General features: G+C 65.1%; 21 protein-coding genes and 1 tRNA gene. 13 read left to right on the top strand and 9 right to left on the bottom strand.

The genetic code is table 11. From position 1 onward, the window contains the following. From istB to C2R25_RS11490, 4 genes are all read right to left on the bottom strand, one after another. A partial coding sequence (gene istB, locus C2R25_RS11505) for an IS21-like element helper ATPase IstB (RefSeq protein WP_304465947.1) occupies nucleotides 1-710 on the bottom strand: 710 nt, incomplete at its 3' end. Further along, entirely contained in the window at nucleotides 707-2227 is a 1521-nt protein-coding gene (istA, locus tag C2R25_RS11500; protein ID WP_103729303.1) for an IS21 family transposase, read from the bottom strand. The genes istB and istA, both read right to left, overlap by 4 nt. A gap of 28 nt (nucleotides 2228-2255) precedes the next feature. Next, on the bottom strand, nucleotides 2256-2615 hold the full coding sequence (locus tag C2R25_RS11495) for a bifunctional DNA primase/polymerase (protein ID WP_103729302.1): 360 nt from the start codon (nucleotides 2613-2615) through the stop codon (nucleotides 2256-2258). Nucleotides 2616-2847: 232 nt separating this feature from the next. Continuing rightward, nucleotides 2848-2924, bottom strand: a tRNA-Arg gene (locus C2R25_RS11490). A gap of 102 nt (nucleotides 2925-3026) precedes the next feature. Between C2R25_RS11490 and C2R25_RS11485 the strand changes: the two genes are divergently transcribed. The 12 genes from C2R25_RS11485 to C2R25_RS11430 all read left to right on the top strand — a co-directional run bounded on the left by C2R25_RS11485 (nucleotide 3027) and on the right by C2R25_RS11430 (nucleotide 15285). Continuing rightward, on the top strand, nucleotides 3027-3524 hold the full coding sequence (locus C2R25_RS11485; protein WP_103729339.1) for an MmcB family DNA repair protein: 498 nt from the start codon (nucleotides 3027-3029) through the stop codon (nucleotides 3522-3524). Between the two features lie 253 nt (nucleotides 3525-3777). Beyond that, the gene (locus tag C2R25_RS11480; protein ID WP_103729301.1) at nucleotides 3778-5229 is read left to right on the top strand and encodes a DEAD/DEAH box helicase; all 1452 of its coding nucleotides are present in this window, start codon (nucleotides 3778-3780) and stop codon (nucleotides 5227-5229) included. 138 nt (nucleotides 5230-5367) lie between these two features. Continuing rightward, nucleotides 5368-6108, top strand: a complete 741-nt coding sequence (locus tag C2R25_RS11475) for a sterol desaturase family protein (protein WP_103729300.1) — start codon at nucleotides 5368-5370, stop codon at nucleotides 6106-6108. Nucleotides 6109-6113: 5 nt separating this feature from the next. Then, entirely contained in the window at nucleotides 6114-6518 is a 405-nt protein-coding gene (locus tag C2R25_RS11470) for a DUF2141 domain-containing protein (protein WP_233203924.1), read from the top strand. Between the two features lie 61 nt (nucleotides 6519-6579). Continuing rightward, complete coding sequence (locus C2R25_RS11465) at nucleotides 6580-7842, top strand: MFS transporter (RefSeq protein ID WP_103729298.1); 1263 nt, start codon at nucleotides 6580-6582, stop codon at nucleotides 7840-7842. A gap of 86 nt (nucleotides 7843-7928) precedes the next feature. Beyond that, a complete protein-coding gene (locus tag C2R25_RS11460; RefSeq protein ID WP_103729297.1) occupies nucleotides 7929-9287 on the top strand; it encodes a hypothetical protein in 1359 nt (452 codons plus the stop codon). 152 nt (nucleotides 9288-9439) lie between these two features. After that, on the top strand, nucleotides 9440-10798 hold the full coding sequence (locus C2R25_RS11455; protein WP_103729296.1) for a M48 family metalloprotease: 1359 nt from the start codon (nucleotides 9440-9442) through the stop codon (nucleotides 10796-10798). 43 nt (nucleotides 10799-10841) lie between these two features. Then, on the top strand, nucleotides 10842-11540 hold the full coding sequence (locus tag C2R25_RS11450) for a DsbA family protein (RefSeq protein ID WP_103729295.1): 699 nt from the start codon (nucleotides 10842-10844) through the stop codon (nucleotides 11538-11540). A gap of 53 nt (nucleotides 11541-11593) precedes the next feature. Further along, nucleotides 11594-12769, top strand: coding sequence for a sensor histidine kinase (locus C2R25_RS11445; RefSeq protein ID WP_103729294.1), 1176 nt, complete (start codon nucleotides 11594-11596; stop codon nucleotides 12767-12769). 46 nt (nucleotides 12770-12815) lie between these two features. Beyond that, nucleotides 12816-13613: a LytTR family DNA-binding domain-containing protein gene (locus tag C2R25_RS11440; RefSeq protein ID WP_103729293.1), complete on the top strand. Its 798-nt coding sequence runs from the start codon at nucleotides 12816-12818 to the stop codon at nucleotides 13611-13613. Nucleotides 13614-13714: 101 nt separating this feature from the next. Next, entirely contained in the window at nucleotides 13715-14575 is an 861-nt protein-coding gene (nadC, locus tag C2R25_RS11435; RefSeq protein ID WP_103729292.1) for a carboxylating nicotinate-nucleotide diphosphorylase, read from the top strand. Then, on the top strand, nucleotides 14572-15285 hold the full coding sequence (locus tag C2R25_RS11430) for a ribonuclease T (RefSeq protein WP_103729291.1): 714 nt from the start codon (nucleotides 14572-14574) through the stop codon (nucleotides 15283-15285). The genes nadC and C2R25_RS11430 overlap by 4 nt, the downstream gene beginning before the upstream one ends. A 4-nt stretch (nucleotides 15286-15289) precedes the next feature. Here the strand turns inward: C2R25_RS11430 and C2R25_RS11425 are convergent, their stop codons facing one another. Then, complete coding sequence (locus C2R25_RS11425; protein ID WP_103729290.1) at nucleotides 15290-15745, bottom strand: nucleoside deaminase; 456 nt, start codon at nucleotides 15743-15745, stop codon at nucleotides 15290-15292. A 113-nt stretch (nucleotides 15746-15858) separates the two neighbouring features. On the opposite strand from C2R25_RS11425, the gene rpmB reads away from it, so the two are divergent. Beyond that, nucleotides 15859-16143: a 50S ribosomal protein L28 gene (rpmB, locus tag C2R25_RS11420; RefSeq protein ID WP_103729289.1), complete on the top strand. Its 285-nt coding sequence runs from the start codon at nucleotides 15859-15861 to the stop codon at nucleotides 16141-16143. Nucleotides 16144-16236: 93 nt separating this feature from the next. Here rpmB and C2R25_RS11415 read toward each other — a convergent pair whose 3' ends face one another. Genes C2R25_RS11415 through xseA form a run of 4 tightly spaced genes read right to left on the bottom strand, consistent with a single transcriptional unit; the run spans nucleotide 16237 to nucleotide 19891 of the window. Further along, nucleotides 16237-17247: an esterase-like activity of phytase family protein gene (locus C2R25_RS11415; protein WP_103729288.1), complete on the bottom strand. Its 1011-nt coding sequence runs from the start codon at nucleotides 17245-17247 to the stop codon at nucleotides 16237-16239. A 48-nt stretch (nucleotides 17248-17295) separates the two neighbouring features. Continuing rightward, complete coding sequence (locus tag C2R25_RS11410) at nucleotides 17296-18141, bottom strand: M23 family metallopeptidase (RefSeq protein ID WP_103729338.1); 846 nt, start codon at nucleotides 18139-18141, stop codon at nucleotides 17296-17298. Nucleotides 18142-18182: 41 nt separating this feature from the next. Continuing rightward, nucleotides 18183-18386: a DUF2093 domain-containing protein gene (locus C2R25_RS11405; protein ID WP_103729287.1), complete on the bottom strand. Its 204-nt coding sequence runs from the start codon at nucleotides 18384-18386 to the stop codon at nucleotides 18183-18185. Between the two features lie 26 nt (nucleotides 18387-18412). Continuing rightward, nucleotides 18413-19891 (bottom strand): exodeoxyribonuclease VII large subunit, encoded by a 1479-nt coding sequence (xseA, locus tag C2R25_RS11400; RefSeq protein ID WP_103729286.1) that lies wholly within the window; start codon nucleotides 19889-19891, stop codon nucleotides 18413-18415.

The following is a 19891-nucleotide window of genomic DNA, read 5'->3' as shown; positions in this document are numbered from 1 at the left end:
AGGGCCCCGGTGAGGCGTTCGGAGCCGAACACCGATGTCCACTCATCGAAGGGAAGATTGCTGGTGATCAGCGTGCTGCCGCGTTCGTACCGCTGGCTGAGCACCTCAAACAGCAACTCGCTGCCTACGGCGGTGAAGGGTACGTAACCGAGCTCATCAAGGATCAGCAGCTTCACCGAGGCAAGGTGCTTCTGAAGGCTGCGCAAACGCCGTTCGTCCCTTGCCTCCATCAGATCGTGGACCATCGCCGCCGCCGTGGTGAAGGCCACGCTGCAACCCTTCTGGCAGGCGGCCAGGCCCAGCGCGAGGGCGGTGTGGGTCTTGCCGGTGCCGCTGGGCCCCAGGGCAATGACGTTGCGCCGCTGTTCGATCCATTCACCGCGCGCCAGTTCCAGCACCAGCGCCTTGTTCAGCGAGGGCTGTGCCGCAAAGTCGAATGTGTCGAAGCTTTTGGTATGCGGGAACCTGGCCTGCCGGATGCGCCGTTCCACCATCCGGCGCTCGCGATCGATCCGCTCCAGTTCACACAAGCGCAGCAGATAGCGCGGATAGTCGGCGCGGTCCTGCGCCGCCTCAAAGGCGATCTTCTCATATTCGCGCACGAAGGTGGGCAACTTGAGTGCTTTGAGATGGTTGGCCAGCAACACAGCGGGCGGCACGCTGGTGGGCTCTGCCGCAACAGCCGGCAGCGGCATCATGGGATCATTCATGCCGGTACTCCCGCTGCGGGACTAGCCGTCTTCGTGAGCAGCCCCATATAGGCGCTCGGATCGGTACGCCCGACGTTCGCTCGCGGCAGGTGCGGATAGAATTGCAGATCCAGGCGCGGCACGCGCTGTTCGAGGCGGGCCAGAGCTATCATCTTGACCGCATCGAAGCTGATAGTCCCCATGTCCAGCGCCCGGCCTACCGCCCATTCCACCAAAGACTGGTCGAAGCGTTCGCACAAGCGCAGCACCTGAATGAACTCGCGTCGCCCCTCCTTGCCGCTGCGGGCCTCCATCAACCGCCGGATACGGTGCATCGGTTCGGCCAGAACCCAGCCATCGAGCGGCGCGGCCTGATCGAGCGCGCGGGGTTTTTGCTCCAGAAGCGCCAGGTAATGCAGCGGGTTGGCGATGAAGTCCTCACGCCCATAACTGCGTGGGTGCACCGCGATCCGCTCTCCGCCGCTGATGATCTCGACGCGCTCGACATAGGCTTTTATCACCACTTCCCGGTGAGCGAAGGCCGTCGGCACAGAATAGTCATTGGTACGATAGCGAACCAATGACATCGACGAGGCCCGCCCTGTCACCATATGGCAGGGATCGAACGCCACCGCCGGCAGCGGCATGAATGCCTCCAGATCGGCCGACATCCGTTCCCCGATACTCTGACTGTTCCCGCGCAACACCGCTTGCCTGCGCTCCACACATTGTTCGAGAAAGCGCGCGTTCAGCGCATCGAAGCTGTCCGCTACCGGCATCGGCACCATGAAGTGTCGGCGGACATATCCGACAAGCCCTTCAACCTTGCCTTTGTCATTGCCCTTGCCGGGACGACCAAACTTGTCTTCGAACAGATAATGGCTCTGCAAGGTCGAGAACATCCGACTGCGCTCGCGCTTACCGTCGCCCAGTATCTGCGCCACCGCCAGTTTGGTGTTGTCGTATAGGATCGACTGCGGAATGCCGCCGAAGAAGGCGAAGGCCGCAACATGGCCTTCGCAAAAAGCCTCCGCGACCTCGGCAGGATAGGCTTTGAAAAACGGTGCATCACTATGCGGCAGGTCCATGCAGAAATAGTGAAACCGAACCAGCTTGCCATCGATGATCCCGTCGGCCTCGCCAAAGTCCACCTGGGCGTGGCCCGGCTTGTGGCTCAGCGGGATAAATACCTCGCGACTGCGCAGCTTGGCACCGGCCACATAATCGCGAACAATCGTTATGCCGCCGGTGAAGCCATGCTCATCGCGCAGCCGCTCGAAGATACGGGCAGCAGTGTGCCGCTGTTTGCTATGGACCGTGCGATCATCCTCCAGGATCTTGTCGATAATGTCCGTAAATCCGGCCAGCTTACGACCGTAGGTGCGACCACTTCGGCCATGTGGAGCTGGCTCCGGAAAGCACAGCATCTTATCGATAGTCTTGCGGTCGATCCCGAAATACCGGGCGGCAGCGCGACGGCTCATCCCGTCAATCAGTACGGCGCGGCGGACCTTCTGATAAAGCTCCACTCTCTTCATCCTTCCACCTCCGCACAAAAGCGAAGGTCTAACAGGACTGGCCCTTTTTTATCCCGGTGCTCCGGTCCGGTCCGTGGCCCCTTTTATTCCCGGTGTTCTCAATTGTATCGGGGATGCCCATGCCCTCGGCCTCGGCAACAGCCTCCGCACTATCGAGGTCAAGCACGATCAGCCCAGAGACTGCGCCGGTCGCGATACCGATGTTGCTTTCGCGGCTTGCCCATTGGCGCACGGTGTCGAGGTCGGCGCGCTCGGTCTGGTACGCCTTCCACTTGCCCAGGGGCTTCTTGCCGCGTGCTTCGACAGGGAACACGGAAAAGCCCAGATCATAAAGCTGCGACCAGCGGGCAGGAATCGCGAACTCGCGTTCGGGAGGCATCACGGTCATTGCGCCGCCCTCCCGTTGCCGGTAAAGTTGCGCTCGCCATTCGCCGTCCAGCTGGTGGTCTTCGCCCTCGTTTCGATTGCCGTCGAAGCGGGGGCTTTCTCGTTGCGGTCGGAGAGATATCGAGGGTGCAGCGTGCCTTCGATGCGAGGCCGCTTCGGGGCCGTGACTGACACATTACTGCACACGCCATCGCGAACGCGGCGGGATTTTGAGGCGTAAGTATTTGAAAAATTGGCGCACCCGACAGGATTCGAACCTGTGGCCTCTGCCTTCGGAGGGCAGCGCTCTATCCAGCTGAGCTACGGGTGCAGTGAAGGGGCGGTTAGCAGACGATGATGAGGGTTTCCAGCGCCAAATTCCATTTGCTGGGGAAGGCTTGAAAGTTCTTGCTATGTTCCTATGATGCGGAGCATGGCCGAAGCTGATTCGATTTCCCTCGCGCCGGGCGCGCTGCACGCCGCTACAGACGTCGCGCGCGGCATCACGCGCCTGTTTGCCCGCAACGGCATATGGTGCATGCCCGAAATGCCGCTGCGTTGCGGCCGTCGTGCCGACCTCATGGGGATCGACGCGAAAGGGCGCGTCATCATCGTCGAGATCAAGGTCGCTCGCGGCGATCTGCTTGGCGATGGCAAGTGGACAGATTACCTCGACTTTTGCGACCGGTTCTACTGGGGCCTTTCCCCGGCCCTGGATCGTAGCCCGCTTGATAGCGAAGCGTTCCTGCCGGACTGCTGCGGCGTGATCGTCGCTGACGGATACGATGCGGAAATCCTTCGTCCCGCACCGCTGCGCCAGCTGGCAGCCGCCCGCCGCAAGGTGGAGACCGAACGGCTGGCACGCGCATCCCTGCGCCGCCTGGCGAACCTATGCGATCCTCATACCGTTCAATGGGGCGCGGAGGGATAGCACCCGCTCATCCGCAATTTTCTTGCGCATTGGTGGAATGCGCCCTATGTAGGGCGGGCAATCGGCGTGCGGGTCCACCCGCCGCAATCCAGGAGCAGCGTGAGGCCGCGGCGCACCAGGCGCCAAGGCCGCTCGGACTTACGATTGCGCCCAACCAGCTTCCTTCCTCACGCAGGGTCGCCCGAAACGACACCTTGCCGTGCGCGCGCCTTTTTCAAAAGCCTTGCGCGCCCCGCACTTTTGAAAGTGACGCATGTCCTATTTTTCCGAACTTGGCCTCGCCGAGCCCATTCTCCGTGCGCTCGAGGCCAAGGGCTATACTGATCCCTCGCCCATCCAGCGCAAGGCTATTCCTTCGCTGCTGGAAGGCCGCGACCTGCTCGGCATCGCGCAGACCGGCACCGGCAAGACCGCCGCGTTCTCGCTGCCTTCGCTGCACCGCCTCGCGCAGGATCCCAAGCCCCGCCAGAACGCCGGCTGCCGCATGCTGGTCCTTTCCCCGACCCGCGAACTGGCCGCCCAGATCGCCGAGAACATGCGCGGCTATGCCAAGTTCCTCAACCTCAACGTCCAGTGCATCTTCGGCGGCGTTCCCGCCGGCAAGCAGGCACGGGCACTTGAGCGCGGGACGGATATCCTGGTCGCGACGCCGGGCCGCCTGCTCGATCTCATCGACAGCCGTGCGTTGACGCTGCGGCACGTCGAGATCTTCGTGCTCGACGAAGCGGACCAGATGATGGACCTGGGCTTCATCGTGCCTCTCAAGCGCGTCGCCGCGCTGCTTCCCAAGAAGCGCCAGAGCCTGTTCTTCTCCGCGACCATGCCGCAGGCGATTGCGGAACTGGGCCGCCAGTTCATCAACGATCCGGTCCGCGTCGAAGTGGCGCCGCAGTCCACCACCGCCGAGCGCGTGGAGCAGTACGCCACCTTCATCAATCAGGCCGAGAAGCAGGCGCTGCTGACGATCCGCCTTCGCGAGTGTCTCGCACCCGATGCCGCCGAAAAGGCGGAGCACGGCGCTATCGACCGCGCGCTCGTCTTCACGCGCACCAAACACGGCGCGGATCGCGTGGTGCGCCACCTCGTGGCCGCCGGCATCCCGGCCGCCGCCATCCACGGCAACAAGAGCCAGGCCCAGCGCACCGCCGCGCTCGGCGGGTTCCGCCAGGGCACCGTGCGCGTCCTCGTCGCCACCGACATCGCGGCGCGCGGTATCGACGTGACCGGGGTCAGCCACGTCTACAACTTCGAAATTCCCAACGTGCCGGAGCAGTACGTCCACCGCATCGGCCGCACCGCGCGCGCAGGTGCGGACGGCGTGGCGATCAGCTTCGTCGCGCCCGACGAAAAGCCTTACATCCGCGATATTGAGCGCCTGACCCGCGTAAAGCTGGAAGCCCTTGGCCTTCCCGAAGACTTCACGCAGAAGGCCGCGCGCCTGCCGGCACCTTCGCGCAAGGCTCCGGAGTCGCAGGCGAGCGGCGGCGGACGTCGCGATGGCAGCCGGTCCTCCGGAGGTCGCAGCCAGCCGCGTCGCGACGGCCAGCGCGGTGATCGCCCGCAAGGCGATCGCAACCGTTCCGATGCACCGCGCGGGGATCGTCGTGAGAGCGGCGGCGAGGAGGGTGAGCGCAAGCGCCGCTTCCGTCCGCGCGGCCCCAAGGGCCTCGGCGCGCACAAGGCGGCTGTGAAGCGCGCAGGCTGAATGGCGGCGGGCGGGATTACAGTCCCACCCGCCCTTGCCTTCTGAACCATAAAAGATCCCACAGGACGGGGCCGCTCACCGCAGCGAGCCCCGTTTTTTCGCTTCCCCTCGCCCGAGCGAGGGCATAAGCCCGCAGCCATGGCAACCGATGGCCCTCTTCTTGCAGTGCTTGTTTCCGCCTGCGCCATGACCGCCATCGTCGGCTTACGCTATCTGGCAACGTCGGGCCTGTTCGCCTGGATAACCTCACGGGTACGCCCGGGACACTACACGGGGCTTCACGGCCAGATCCGCAAGGAGATTGGCTGGTCGCTCGCCTCCGCCGCGATCTACGGCATCCCGGCAGGGGTCGTCGCCTGGGGTTGGCAGGAACACGGCTGGACCCGCATCTACACCGACGTCCACACCTATCCGCTATGGTGGCTGCCCGCCTCGGTGCTGGCCTACCTCCTGCTGCATGATGCCTGGTTTTACTGGACGCACCGGTGGATGCATGAGCCCCGCGTGTTTCGCATCGCGCATGCCGTCCACCACGCCAGCCGCCCGCCTACCGCGTGGGCAGCGATGAGCTTCCATCCGATCGAAGCACTGACCGGGGCCGTCGTGATACCCGCGCTGGTCCTCCTCGTTCCCATTCATGTGGGAGCTTTGGGCATCGTGCTAACCATCATGACGGTTATGGGCATCACCAATCACATGGGTTGGGAAATGTTTCCCCGCACGCTGGTCCATTCGCGCCTCGGCCGCTGGCTCATAACTGCCAGCCACCACCAGCGACACCACGAAAGCTATCGATGCAATTACGGACTCTACTTTCGCCATTGGGATCACCTCTGCGGAACCGACGCCGGGCTCTCGGAAGCTTTCTCCTCCCGGTAGCCTCCTTGATCGCGCTTGGCGGCGCATCGCCTGCCCAGCAGACGGACGTTACCGTCGCCGTCACCAATCTGCGCTCGACCAAGGGCCAGGTCCTCGCCTGCCTCACCACGCAGCCCACGGCGTTCCCGGATTGCGCAAAGGATCCGCAGGCGCGAAAACTCACCGTCCCCACGCGCGAGCCGATGGAACTGCATTTCGGCGTCGTACCGCACGGGCGTTATGCGATATCGCTGATTCACGACGAGAACGCCAATGGCAAGCTGGACACGCGGCTGATCGTCCCCCGGGAGGGCTACGGTTTCTCACGCGATGCGGCTGTCCGAATGGGGCCTCCCAAGTTCGACAGCGCTGCCTTTGAAGTCGGTGCAGAACCCGTCCGCATGACGATCCGGATGCGCTACCTGCTTTAGCGACCTTGCCCGGTTTAGGGTGGCGGCATACCGTTGGACCGTGAAGAGAGATGATGTCAGGATGAGGGAGCCAGCCGGGGACACAGCGGCGACTACCGCGCCACAGGCGGGCCCCTTCTCCCCGTTCCGCTACCCGGTGTTCCGCGCCATCTGGATCGCGAACCTGTTTTCCAACCTCGGCGCCACGCTTCAGGGCGTGGCGGCCGCCTGGTTGATGACCGAACTGACGACGTCGCACCAACTGGTGGCGCTGGTTCAGGCATCCGCCACCGTCCCGATCATGCTGTTTGGCGTTTTTGCAGGCGCCATCGCCGACAATTACGACCGCCGCCTCGTCATGCTGACGGCGCAGGTGGGGATGCTTGTCGTCTCCGCAGCGCTGGCCGCCCTTGCCTATGCCCAGTTACTCACCCCGTTCCTCCTCCTCGCCTTTACCTTGAGCGTCGGGATCGGGACGGCGCTGAATTCGCCGGCATGGCAAGCTTCGGTGCGCCAGCAGGTGCCCCAGCGCGAACTTACGCAGGCCATCGCCCTGAACTCCATCTCCTTCAACATCGCCCGGTCGGTGGGCCCGGCCCTTGGCGGGCTCCTGATCTCCATCTGGGATGTGTCGTTCGCCTTCGCGTTCAATGCCATCAGTTACATCGGCCTCATCGGCGTCCTGCTCTGGTGGAAGCCCGAGTCCCGCCCGATCGAGCGGCGGCCCATACTGCCCGCAGTGGCCGTGGGGCTGCGTTTCTGCGCAGGAAACAGACCGGTCCGCCGGATCCTGCTGCGCGGGATCGCCCTCGGTTTCAGCCTTGCCGCTTACCAGTCGCTGCTGCCCATCGTTGTGAACGGCCCGATCCACGGGACGGAACTGGACTTTGGCATACTGCTCGGCCTTTTCGGCATCGGCTCCATCACCGCCGCGCCGTTTGCCGGAGCGATACGCCGCCGGATCGGTCTGGAAGGTATCCTTGCGGTCGGAGCGGCGATGTTCGTCTTCTCGCTCTCCCTGATCGCCGAGGTGGGACAGCTTCTCCATGCGCTTCCGGCCGCGCTTGTGGCCGGCATGGCCTGGGTGATGATCCTGACCACGCTCAATACCGCGGTGCAGTTGCGATCACCGGATGCGATCCTTGGCCGCTGTCTCTCGATCTACCAGGCCGCGACCTTCGGCGGCATGGCGCTGGGTTCCTGGACCTGGGGTGCGGTGGCGGACTGGCAGGGCCTGTCCTTTGCCCTTCATGCCGGTTCGGTGTTTCTCGTGGTGTCGTTCGTTGTCCTGCGCGTGGTGGCGCCTCTGCCCCGCCTCGGTGAAGGCATCCTGAAATCGGGGTGACGTCTGCGTCCAATCGGCGCAACTTAATCCTTAATACACGATGTTGCGCCACAAGTGTGTTCTGGACAGGCGAATCAGGGCTCGACATGGACAATCCGCGCGGTGACTTTCCCGGCAACGAAGGGCCTGACGAGGAGCCCGTGGGCGCTCCTTCCGCGCCGAAGAAGGCTGCCGCAGACGAACGCCGGATGCAGGTGCGGGCCTACAACTTCTGGGCCAGCCTGCTGGGCGAGAAGACGTTCCCCGACATTGCGGATCTCGATCCGTCCGACCTGCCCGACTTCGGCCCGCGCAGCGTCCTGCTCGACTTCAGTGACGGGATCGAGGATCCCGCCATCGCCTATGTCGGTGCGATGCTGACCCAGGAATGCGGCGCTACGGACACAATCCGCCGGCTTGCCGAAGTCCCGGGCGATTCGCTGCTGTCGCGCATCACTGATCATTACATGCAAATTCTCGCCAACGAGGCCCCGATTGGCTTCGAGGCCGAATACGTCAACACGCGCGGCGTTACGATCCTCTATCGCGGCATTCTCATGCCGTTTTCCCGTAGCGGTGACAGGATCGACTACATCTACGGCGTTATCAACTGGAAGGAGCGGACGACCCCTGCGGGCGAGCGCGTTCCCGCCAGCGGGCCGGCCGCGACTGAAGCACCTGTCCGGCCCAGGGCACCAGAACCTCTTGCCGAATGGGCCGACGCCCCGCTCGATGTGAGTATGCCGGAGTTCGGGCCTTCCGATTACACGCTTCCTTCCCTTGATACGTATACGCCGCTCGAACTGCCGACCCCCGGCTTCGCCTTCGAGGCTGAGCCCGCGCCCTTCGATAGCGCCATGGAGCTTGCCGACTGGCTCGCTTCGGCTCGCGAGCTGGCACTTCTTGCCACCCACTGCGAGGAACGCTCGCACCAGGCGCTCTATGACGCCGTCGGCCGCGCCTACGACTTCGCTCTTGCAGCCCAGAGCGCCCCCGGCGATCTCGACGATCTGATCGCGGATGCCGGTCTCACCGTGCAGGAGCGTGCGCCGCTTCTTCCGCTCATGAAGCTCGTCTTCGGCGCGGATTACGACAAGACGCGCCTGACCGAGTTTGCCACTGTGGTGGCGCATGGCCGGCGCATCGGCCTGGAGCGTGGCACGCTGGCGTCCTACCTCTCCACGACGCCGGGCGGCTTGAAGGCGCTGGTGCGGGAGGAACGCCGCCTTCGCCGCATCGAAGCCGGCACGACGCCCGCCGACGGCTGGGAGCGCCTTGCCAGCGACCTGCGCACGATCGAATCGCGCCCGCTGACTGACCTTGCGGATCAAGGCGAGGAGTTCACGGTCCTCGTCGCGCGGCGGCTGCCGGACGGCGAGGTCGTGCTGGTCGGCGAAGTCGCTGGCGACGATGCGCTTTTGCAGCGGGCGGCACGCAGGCTTCTGGACTCGCGTACAAGCGCTTGACGAAGGCTCGTCCGGCGGAACGGCATCCGTGATGTTCCACGTGCAACTTCGTGGATCCACGCAAGGCGCCGCCCCGCTCGACTTCAGGCGGCGAACAGTGCATTCAGGCTGCTTCATCGCGGGTTAAGTCCCAGCAGCCTCAAAGAGGACTGATGCCGAAGCTGCGAATTCCCGCACTGCTCCTCGCGATCCCGGCGCTCGTCGGTTTCACGGCCCCTGCCTCTGCCCAATCGATTCTTCGGGACGCGGAAACAGAGGCGCTGTTGCGCGACATGGCAGCCCCTCTCGTCGCGGCTTCCGGCCTCGGCGCCGGCAATGTCGACGTCGTCCTGGTCAACGACAACTCGGTCAACGCCTTCGTGGCGGGCGGGCAGGCGGTCTATGTGAACGCCGGGCTCATCAACGAGGCGGATACCGCCGCCGAAGTGCAAGGGGTGATCGCGCACGAACTCGGCCACGTCACCGGTGGCCACGCCGTCCTCAATATGGGCGGCAAGAGCGCGACCAACATTTCCCTCCTGTCGCTGCTTCTGGGAGCGGCGGCAGCGGCAGCCGGTGGCGGCGAGGCGGCGATGGGGGTCATTATGGCCGGGCAGCAGGCGGCCATGGGCAAGTATCTCGCCTACAACCGTTCGCAGGAGGCATCGGCGGATGCCGCCGGGGCGCAATACCTCTCCACGGCCGGCATCAGCGGACGCGGTTCGATCGCCTTTTTCAAGAAGCTCCAGAACCTTGAGTTCCGCTACGGCTACCGTCCCAAGGACGGCGACGAGTTCTATTCCAGCCATCCCTTGACCAGCGATCGCATCACGACACTGCAGGACACTTACGAAAAGGATCCAGCCTGGGAGAAGCCGGACGACGCGTCGATTCAGAAGCGCTTCCTGCGGGCCAAGGCCAAGCTCTACGGTTTCATAGCCGAACCCCGGCAGGTCCTTCGCAAGTACCCCCCGACGGACACATCGATACCCGCCCGCTATGCGCGGGCCTATGCCTACCACCGCGAATCGAAGTTCGCCGAGGCGCGGGAGGAGACGGAGGCCCTCATCGCGGCTGATCCGAACGATCCGTATTTTCTGGAGCTCGACGGTCAGATTCTGCTGGAGGGCGGCAAGGCTGCCGAGGCCTTGCCTGCGTTGCGCAAGGCAACCGAACTGTCCGGCAATTCCCCCCTGATCGCCACGCTTTTCGGTCACGCGTTGATGGCGACGGAAGATCCGACCAATTACAAGGAGGCTGAGCGCGTCCTCCGGAATGCCGTGGCGCGGGACCGGGAAAACCCGTTCACCTGGTACCAGCTCGGCGTGATCTATGCGGCCAAGGGAGACATGCCGCGCGCTTATCTGGCCAGCGCGGAGCAGCAAGTGCTGGCCGGCCGCATGGACGACGCGCTGCGCAGCGCCCAGGCGGCGGTCGCCGGCCTGCCCACCGGCACGCCCGACTGGCTGCGGGCGCAGGACATCGAGATGCAGGCCCGCGCGGAACTGGAACGTGACAGCAAGCACCGCTAGGCACGTGCCGATCAATCAAAGCTGACAGGTAATCGCATCCATCATGAGTAAAGCCGCCAAGTTCACCGTCGTCGCCGCCGGTATCGCTGTGATCGCTGCGGGAGGATGGTTCGGCGGTCGGATCGCCGTCGAGCGTGTCGTTCACGATTACATCCTGCAGAATCCGGAGATCCTTCCGCAGGCGATGGACGAGTTACGCCGCAGGGAAGCCTCCAAGGCGCTGGCGGGCGTACGACAGACAGTCGAGACGCCGTTCCCGGGGGCCATCCTCGGCAATCCGCAGGGCGCGATCACCCTTGTCGAATTCTCGGACTACGCCTGCGGCTACTGCCGCCAGAGCCTGCCCGATATCGACCGGCTCATTGCCGCGAACCCGGACCTGCGCATCGTTGTGCGCGAACTGCCGATCATCAGCCCGCACAGCGCCGAGGCCGCCCGCATGGCCCTCGCGGCGGCCGAGCAGGGGAAGTACGCGCAGTTCCACCAGGCCATGTATTCCGCCGGTCAGGTCGATGCGCCCACCATCGAGGCCGTGGCCAAAAAGGTCGGCCTCGACATGGAGCGCGCTCGCCGGGTGGCTGCCAGCCCGACGGTCGAGGCGGAGATCAGCCGCAGCATGGAACTGGCCCAGCGGCTCGGCTTCTCCGGCACCCCTAGCTGGGTGGCCGGTGACAAGCTGATCCCCGGCGCCGTCGGCTTCGACCAGCTGTCCCAAGCCGTCGACGCAGCGCGCGGCGGTTGATCGCGGCAGTACCACGTTTTGCAACCTCCCGAAGATCGTCTAGGCTGGCAGGCATGAGCGTCCTGCCTATCCAGCCTATTCCCTTTTTCGCCGACAAGGACCGTGCCTTCTGGCGCCTGCAGCTGATTGGCTGGGGCGGCGCCCTGGTGCTGCGTTCGATGTCCCTGCTGGCCAACGATCTGCCGCTGACGGCGCTGGTGCAGCCCGTCATCGCGACCATCACCGGCTTTTCGATCTCGCTGGTGCTATCAGTGATCTATCGGACGCTGATCCGGAAACGGGCGCTGGTGACATGGGGCTTGACGATCCTCGTGCTGCCTGTCGCCGTGGCGCTTCACGCGTTCATCGACGGCTGGGTGATCTCCCTCTGGCGCGTGGATGCCGACACCAGTTTCGCCCAGATCTTCGTCGGCGTCTTCTACCTGGACGCGACGCTGCTGGGTGCGTGGACGGCGCTCTATTACATGGTCAACTTCTACCTGCAGGTGGAAGAGCAGAACGACCAGTTGATCCAGCTGGAGAACCAGGCGACGAGCGCCCAGCTTGCCATGCTGCGCTACCAGCTCAATCCCCACTTCCTCTTCAACACGCTGAATTCAATCTCGACGCTGGTGCTGCTCAAGCAGACGGAGCCCGCCAACGCGATGCTCAGCCGCCTCTCTTCGTTCCTGCGCTACACGCTCGTGAACAAGCCCTCCGCCCGCGTCACTGTGGCGCAGGAGGTCGAGACGCTGCAGCTCTACCTCGATATCGAGCGCATGCGCTTCGAGGAACGGCTGCGCACCACGTTCACCATCGACCCCGCAACCGAGGCCGCGCTGCTGCCCTCGCTCCTCCTGCAGCCGCTGGTGGAGAATGCCATCAAGTATGCGGTCAGCCAGCAGGAGAGCGGGGCCGAAATCACCATCGCCTCGCAACTCGTCGGCCCCATGCTTCGCATCACCGTCTCCGACACCGGGCCGGGCTTGCAAAGTCCCACGACCGATAACAGGCTGTCCGGCATGACCTACGATGGAGGGGAGCCGGTCTCGACCGGTGTGGGATTGTCCAACATCCGCGACCGTCTGTCGCAGGCCTATGGCGAAAACCACCGCTTCGATACGATCGAGCCGATGGAAGGCGGCTTTGCGGTCGTCATCGAGCTTCCTTTCGAGCGCCGCGAAATCACCGAGGACATTCCCGAAGCCGAGCGCCAGACCGTTCCTGCGCAAGCGGTTCCCGGGCGATGAAACAATTTTGGGCCGCGCGCGTTTGCCGGTCCGGAGAAACTAACATATGACAATCCGCACGATCCTTGTCGACGACGAGAAACTCGCCATCCAGGGCCTGCAGCTACGGCTAGAAAAATATCCAGACGTCGAGATCATCGACACTTGCGCGAACGGGCGCGAGGCCATCCGGAAGATCAAGACCGAAAAGCCCGACCTCGTCTTCCTCGACATCCAGATGCCCGGCTTCGACGGCTTCTCGGTCGTGAAGGGCGTGATGGAGATCGAGCCCCCGCTCTTCGTCTTCGTGACCGCCTACCAGGAACACGCCGTCCGCGCCTTTGAGGCGAACGCGGTCAACTACCTGATGAAGCCGGTGGACGAAAGCAAGCTGGACGACACCCTCGCCCGCGTGCGCCAGCGTCTCTCCGAGAAGCGTTCCGCCGATGAGGCCGAGAAGCTGAAGACCGTGCTCGCTGAAGTGGCGCCGGATGCCGTGGACCAGATCCCGGAGGAGGTCGATGCCAACGCGGATCGCTACGAAAAGCTCATCAACATCAAGGACCGCGGCCAGATCTTCCGGATCGACGTGGATTCGATTGAGCATATCGAGGCGGCGGGCGACTACATGTGCATCCGCACCGCCGACAACTCGCTGATCCTGCGCGAGACGATGAAGGATCTGGAGCGCCGTCTGGATCCGCGCGTGTTCCAGCGCGTCCATCGCTCCACCATCGTCAACCTCAACCAGGTGCGCCAGGTGAAGCCGCATACGAACGGCGAGTGCTTCCTGGTTCTGGACTCCGGCGCCCAGGTCAAGGTCAGCCGCTCGTACCGGGACGTGATCGCCCGCTTCGTCCACTGAGCCGCATCGCGGGCGGCACCGGGCTGCTCTGCCCGCGATGAACGCCGCCCGCCGGTGCTCTCCCCCTCGACATCCCGGCGGGAACGCGCAAGAGAGCGCCCATGACCCAGTTCACGCTCCAGGGCTTTGACCTTGCCACCTTCGTCGATGCCACGCTTGCCGAGGATCTCGGCGTCGGACTTGAAGGCGGCGGCCGCGACGTCACGTCCGAAAGCGTGATCGACGCAGAGGCGCGGTTTTCGGGCGTGATGGACTCGCGCGATGCCATCACCGTGGCGGGCCTTCCCATCGCGGCGGCCTTTTTCCGCAAGCTCGATCCCGCCATGCAGATCGATATCCTCGTCGAAGAAGGCGCAGCGGTAACGCCGGGCACCCACCTCATGCGCCTGAGCGGCAATGCCCGCGCCATGCTGACGGCGGAGCGTGGCGCGCTCAACACGGTCCAGCACCTTTCCGGCATCGCCACGATGACCCGCACCTATGTGGACGCCATGAACGGCAACGCCACGCTGCTGGACACCCGCAAGACGATCCCCGGTCTGCGTCATCTGGAAAAGTACGCAACCCGCATGGGCGGCGCGCGCAACCACCGCATGGGCCTGTGGGACGCCGCGATGATCAAGGACAACCACGTCCTCGTCGCGGGCGGCGTCGGCCCGGCGGTTGCCCGCGCGAGGGGGGCCGGCGTGGCTCAGATCATCTGCGAGGTGGACCGCCTCGACCAGATCGAGCCCGCCATCGCGGCAGGCGCCCATCACCTGCTGCTGGACAACATGGGTCCTGACACGCTGCGCGAAGCCGTCGCGATCGTTGCGGGCCGGGTGCCGACCGAGGCCTCGGGCGGCGTGAATCTGTCCACGATCGGCGCCATCGCCGCCAGCGGCGTCACTTACGTATCGGTAGGCCGTCTCACCCAAAGCGCGCCCGCCGCCGATATCGGGCTGGACTTCACTCCGCTTTGAACAAGCTGGCCGTTCGTGCCGCGGCGCTGCTTGTCGCTCTTGCCGGCGCCCCTGCACCGGCGCCCGGGCAGGCTTACCAATGCAGCCTGCCGCGAACGGTGCCCCCTATCGGCCCGGTGAAGCCGGAGGGGCCGGCGCGTCGAACGCCGATCTCCAGCTACACCCTGGCCGCCAGCTGGTCGCCCAACTACTGCCAGACGAGCGGCGACACCCGTTCCATGCAGTGCAACCGCGACAACGGCCGCTTCGGTTTCATTCTGCATGGCCTGTGGCCTGAAGCGAAACGAGGGCCGTCGCCGCAGTGGTGTGCGACTCGGCCCCTGCCCTCTCCTCAGCAGCTGAGGGAGCATCTGTGCATGACGCCCTCTGCTACGCTGCTTGCACGCGAATGGGCAAAGCACGGCAGCTGCATGGTGGCCAGCCCGCAGAAGTACTTCCGGATCAGTGCGATACTCTGGCGATCCATACGCTGGCCCGACGCAGACCGTCTGTCGCGAAAAAAGGGGCTCACCGTCGCCGATCTGCGGGATGAGTTCGTGGCCGCCAATCCCGGTTGGCCGCGTGGAGCAATCGGCGTCCAGCTCAGCCGGACGGGTTGGCTCCGCGAGGTACGCCTTTGCTATGGCAAGGACTTTCGGCCCCGGACCTGCGCGCGACGTCAACAGGGTGCGGCCGATGCCGCCACGATGAAGATCTGGCGCGGCCTTTGAGGGCCTAGCGACGTTCCCGGAAGAAGCGCCGCAACAACTCCGCCGATTCCTTCTCGCCTATACCGGCGTAGACTTCCGGCTTGTGGAGGCACTGGTCATGCTCGAACACCCGGGCGCCGTGCTCCACGGCACCGCCCTTGGCATCGGAAGCAGCGTAATAGAGGCGCGCAATCCGCGCATGGACGATGGCGCCTGCGCACATGGCGCAGGGCTCCAGCGTCACCCACAACTCACACCCGTCGAGTCGCTCGTTGCCGAGCGCCCGGGCAGCGCTGCGAATCGCCTCGATTTCAGCATGGCTGGTGGGGTCATGCCGCTCACGTGGGCCATTGCGCCCCACCGACACGATGCGACCGTCCTTCACCACGACGGCGCCTATGGGCACTTCACCGGAATCCGCCGCTTCGCGGGCTTGAGCGAGAGCGAGCGCCATGTTTGGAGGGAGCGGCCAGCGAGTCATGCGTTTGCGCTAGCCCGCTAAAAACCTGTGCGCAACTTGACGTTCCAAGGGGGAATCGGTAAGGGCGCGCCTTCCCGTACTTAACGGCAAACAATTTTCGAGCGAGAAAGACCATGTCCCGCATCTGCGAACTGACCGGCAAGGGCCGCCAGGTTGGCTGCAACGTCAGCCATGCCAACAACAAGACCAAGCGTGTCTTCCTGCCCAACCTGCAGAACGTAACGCTGCTGTCGGAAGGCCTGGACCGCAGCTTCAAGTTCCGCGTTTCGACGCACGGCCTGCGTTCGGTCGAGCACAACGGCGGCCTCGACAACTGGCTGCTGAAGACTGCGGACACGAAGCTTTCGCCGCGCGCCGTCAAGGTGAAGCGCGAGCTCAAGAAGCAGCAGGCCGCCTGATCGTCCGCTCCCTTCGGGGAGCGTGCCAGGATACGGTTCTCGAAAAAGCGTGCGAAGGCATTCTTCGCGCGCTTTTTCGCGTTGAAGAATGGGTTAGCGGGGGCTCGGCAGGTCGGCGGGATGGACCGACAGCTTCCAGAGCAGCGTACGCTGCAGCACCCGCATCGCGTTGTCATCGGACATTAGCCAGACGACGATACGGCCATCCTTGCCAGGAACGGCCGCGATGGCTTCGAAGTTGTCGCCGGGCAGCACGGAGGCAAGTGAGGCCACGGGCGTTGAACGCCACACGGTGCCGGGCCTGATCTGGGCCGTGTCGGCCAAAACGATTCGGCCTGCGTACCGCATCGGCAGGGGCCAGAGCAGCCGCCGCATCAGGACAAGCGCGCGGCCATCCGGCAGCACCGCCATGTCGACGACCGAAAAGTTGTCCGGCCCTTCGAAGTGGAACGCCTGCGCCACAGGATGGTCCACTGGATCGCCCGCGAACAGCAAGGCTTCGTGGCGTCGGCTTTCGAGGATCGACGTCGTGACCTCGCGTATGACCACGAAGCGCCCGTCGCGCAGACGGGCCATCGCTTCAGCGCCGCTGTTCCGGCCCCACCGCGCCATTCCCGCCGGATGAACATGCCCCGTCTCCCGCAGCTTCGGGGAGAGACGGACGATGCGGTTGCTGCCTTCGAGGGCTACCCACTGCCGACCGGTCTTTGAGTCAAAGGCCACGGACTCGACGTCGCGTCCCGCCTTGTCGTTTCGCGGCAACGAGAAGCGCAGCGACATGGTGCGCGCGCCGCTGCCTGATCCCGGTGGGCGCGGAAAGGACAGGACTTCTCCGCTGTCACTGAAGGCACGCAAGCGGTCGTCCTTCAACGCTACCAGGGCTGAATACCCGGAAATCCGCTGATTGGGGGAGCGGTACTGCCACGCCCCCTCCAGGCGCAAAGGTCCAAGGTAAGCGTCAAGAACCGGGCGCGCGGGCAGCTTCTGCCGCTCGATCGTCAATTCCGCATCGGCGCCCTGCACCGTCTGCGGCCGCTCGCTGCGCGCCCACGTGGCCCACAGAAGGGGAAAAGCGAGGGTCACAAGAGGAAGGCTACGGCGCACGGGGCGTGCATAAGGTCGGTCGCCGGAATGGCAACCGCCTTGGCCCGCTCAGGTCATCGGCCCTGTGAACAGGAGCGGATCGAGGCGCGCGTCGGCCCACTTGATCGACCAGTGCAGGTGCGGCCCGGTCGCGCGGCCCGTCATGCCGATGCGGCCGATCACCTGTCCCTGCTTCACATGCTCGCCCTCCTTCACCAGGATCTGGGAGGCATGCAGGAACGCGCTGTTGAGGCCCATGCCGTGATCCAGCATCAGCAGGTTGCCCTCCAGCGAGAAGGGTCGCTCGGCAGCCAGGATCACGACACCGTCGGCGGGCGCCACGAACGGTGCGCCCGCTCCGCCCGTACTGATGTCGAGGCCTGAATGGTAAGCGCCCGGCTCCCCGCGATAAACGCGCTGCGAGCCGAAGCGGCCGGAAATCCTTCCCTGAGCGGGCCAGATGAAGCGCTGACGCCAACCCTGCGCATCCGTCACCCGCGCCCGTGCGGCTTGGATTAGAGCAAGTTCGGGACGGCGCACCTTCATGAAGGCTTCGGAGGGGCCGCCCGGTCGCCGTGCGACGTTCACATGCTCGATCCGCCAGTCCCGCGGGGCGACCGCCAGGTGCTGCTCGCCCGCGCTGCCGTCGGCATAAGTGACGCGCAACAGCGCATTTGGGGCAGCATCGCGATCGAAGGCGACGAACCACTGGCCGTCCTGGGCGACCTTCACCGGTGTTCCATCCAGCGACAGCGCGCGCACTCCGGCCGGCAGGGTCCCGCGCAGCCATCCCCCTTGCGTCAACTCACCCGTAAACGGCAGCGTCACCGGCCTTGGCGCCAGGATTCCGCGCGCCGAGCGCGGCTTCGCGGCTGCCCCCAGGGCGACGGGCAGCCCGAGAAGCAAGGCCACCATGAAGAACGTACGTTTCGAGATGCGCCGCCCGGTCCGCCGGGTCATGCCGGCTCCAGAAGGCGCCGTGTCGCGATCTCGGCCGTGGCATAAGGCTCCTGCCGGTCCGCACTCCAGTAGCGGAGAGCTTCCAGCGCGATCTTCTCTCCGGTGACGGCACAGGTGACGTAATGGCCGGGGCTGAGCACGCGAAAGCCATTGGGGCCATAGGCAAGCTTCGCCGGACGGTCTGCAGAGGACATCAACATGAACCGATCCTAGCAAAACCTTTTCGTCAGAACAAATCGCCCTGCCGCGAGGGGGCGCGTGCCGGTCGCGCAGGCTTGCGAGAGGCCGGCGGCGGCGATGTCTGCCCTTCCCGCAGGACTGACAATTCTCCGTCACGAAACTCTATGACGAGCCGGTTCTGCGCCGCTGCGGCCTCCTTGCTGGTCAGAGCCGCCCCGTCCGGCGACTTGACCAGCGCATATCCGCGCTGCAGCGGCAAGCGGGGATCGAGCTGGGGCAGCACCCGGGCCGTCGGAGCGAGTGCGTCGCGTGCGAGCGCCCACCGGCGCTCAAGCAGGCGCGGCGCAAGGCCGATCCGACCAAGACGTTCGTCGCAAAGCTGCACACGGTGGCGCAGCAAAGGTAGCGAGAGCCGGCCCGCCACCTGCTGTAACGCCCGCCCCTTGGCTGCGGCCTCATCGCGCAGGCCGCGCCGCAGCCGCTCCGAAAGTTCATCGAGCCGCTGCGCCCTGGCCGCTAAGATGGCTTCCGGCTTCGGCAGACGCTGCACCCGCGCCTCGAGCCGCTCACGGCCCAGCATCACCGGCCGCAGCGCGCACTTGCGCTTGCGAAGCGCCAGATCGGCAAGCTGCGCGGAGAGTTCGAACCGCACCGGCACCGCCATTTCCGCAGCGGCCGTGGGCGTGGGTGCGCGGCGATCCGCCGCGTGGTCGCACAGCGTCGTGTCCGTCTCGTGCCCAACCGCCGAAATCACGGGGATCGTCGATTCGGCGACGGCGCGCACAACGACTTCCTCGTTGAAGCTCCACAGATCCTCGATCGAGCCACCGCCCCGGGCGACGATCACCAGATCGGGGCGCGGTATCGGGCCGCCGGGTTGGATTGCGGAAAACCCGCGCACGGCGCCTGCAACCTGCGCGGCGGCACCTTCGCCCTGCACGAGCACCGGCCAGACGAGCACCCGGCTCGGGAACCGATCGGCGAGACGGTGCAGAATATCGCGAATCACCGCGCCGGTGGGCGACGTGACCACGCCAATGACCTGCGGCAGGAAAGGCAGCGGGCGCTTGCGCTCCGGCGCGAAGAGTCCTTCAGCGGCAAGGCGGGCGCGGAGCTTCTCCAGCAGCGCCAGCAACGCGCCCTCCCCCGCGATCTCCATCGTTTCGATGACGATCTGGTACTTGGAACGCCCCGGATAAGTGGTCAGCTTGCCGGTGGCGATGACTTCCACGCCGTCCTCGGGCCGAAAGGCGAGCCGCTGTGCGCCGCCTTTCCACATCACCCCATCGATAACGGCCTTGTCGTCCTTGAGAGCGCAGTAAAGATGCCCCGACGCCGCCCGCTTCACACCGGACAGTTCCCCGCGCAGGCGCACGAAACCGAAGCGGTCCTCCACGGTCCTCTTCAGCAGGTTCGAAATCTCGCTGATCGAAAGCGGCGCGGCGTTGTCCCCGGCGGTCTCCTTCGCTACCAGCCCCCCGGAACGAGCGTCATCGTTATCATCGAAGAACTGACTGGAAGGCAC

This window comes from Novosphingobium sp. HII-3, assembly GCF_002916655.1.
Lineage (GTDB): Bacteria > Pseudomonadota > Alphaproteobacteria > Sphingomonadales > Sphingomonadaceae > Novosphingobium > Novosphingobium panipatense.
The sequence above is the reverse complement of the archived record's forward strand: the minus strand, read 5'-3'. Positions and strand labels throughout refer to the sequence as shown.

Bases quoted from the DNA above. Each gene is read 5' to 3' on its own strand.
- C2R25_RS11465 (WP_103729298.1), top strand. From the start codon at position 6,580: ATGAGGGAGCCAGCCGGGGACACAGCGGCGACTACCGCGCCACAGGCG.
- C2R25_RS11425 (WP_103729290.1), bottom strand. From the start codon at position 15,745: ATGACTCGCTGGCCGCTCCCTCCAAACATGGCGCTCGCTCTCGCTCAA.
- C2R25_RS11405 (WP_103729287.1), bottom strand. From the start codon at position 18,386: ATGTTGATGTCCTCTGCAGACCGTCCGGCGAAGCTTGCCTATGGCCCC.
- C2R25_RS11455 (WP_103729296.1), top strand. From the start codon at position 9,440: ATGCCGAAGCTGCGAATTCCCGCACTGCTCCTCGCGATCCCGGCGCTC.
- C2R25_RS11480 (WP_103729301.1), top strand. From the start codon at position 3,778: ATGTCCTATTTTTCCGAACTTGGCCTCGCCGAGCCCATTCTCCGTGCG.
- C2R25_RS11495 (WP_103729302.1), bottom strand. From the start codon at position 2,615: ATGACCGTGATGCCTCCCGAACGCGAGTTCGCGATTCCTGCCCGCTGG.
- istA (WP_103729303.1), bottom strand. From the start codon at position 2,227: ATGAAGAGAGTGGAGCTTTATCAGAAGGTCCGCCGCGCCGTACTGATT.
- C2R25_RS11445 (WP_103729294.1), top strand. From the start codon at position 11,594: ATGAGCGTCCTGCCTATCCAGCCTATTCCCTTTTTCGCCGACAAGGAC.
- nadC (WP_103729292.1), top strand. From the start codon at position 13,715: ATGACCCAGTTCACGCTCCAGGGCTTTGACCTTGCCACCTTCGTCGAT.
- rpmB (WP_103729289.1), top strand. From the start codon at position 15,859: ATGTCCCGCATCTGCGAACTGACCGGCAAGGGCCGCCAGGTTGGCTGC.
- C2R25_RS11475 (WP_103729300.1), top strand. From the start codon at position 5,368: ATGGCAACCGATGGCCCTCTTCTTGCAGTGCTTGTTTCCGCCTGCGCC.
- C2R25_RS11410 (WP_103729338.1), bottom strand. From the start codon at position 18,141: ATGGTGGCCTTGCTTCTCGGGCTGCCCGTCGCCCTGGGGGCAGCCGCG.
- C2R25_RS11485 (WP_103729339.1), top strand. From the start codon at position 3,027: ATGGCCGAAGCTGATTCGATTTCCCTCGCGCCGGGCGCGCTGCACGCC.
- C2R25_RS11460 (WP_103729297.1), top strand. From the start codon at position 7,929: ATGGACAATCCGCGCGGTGACTTTCCCGGCAACGAAGGGCCTGACGAG.
- C2R25_RS11440 (WP_103729293.1), top strand. From the start codon at position 12,816: ATGACAATCCGCACGATCCTTGTCGACGACGAGAAACTCGCCATCCAG.
- C2R25_RS11450 (WP_103729295.1), top strand. From the start codon at position 10,842: ATGAGTAAAGCCGCCAAGTTCACCGTCGTCGCCGCCGGTATCGCTGTG.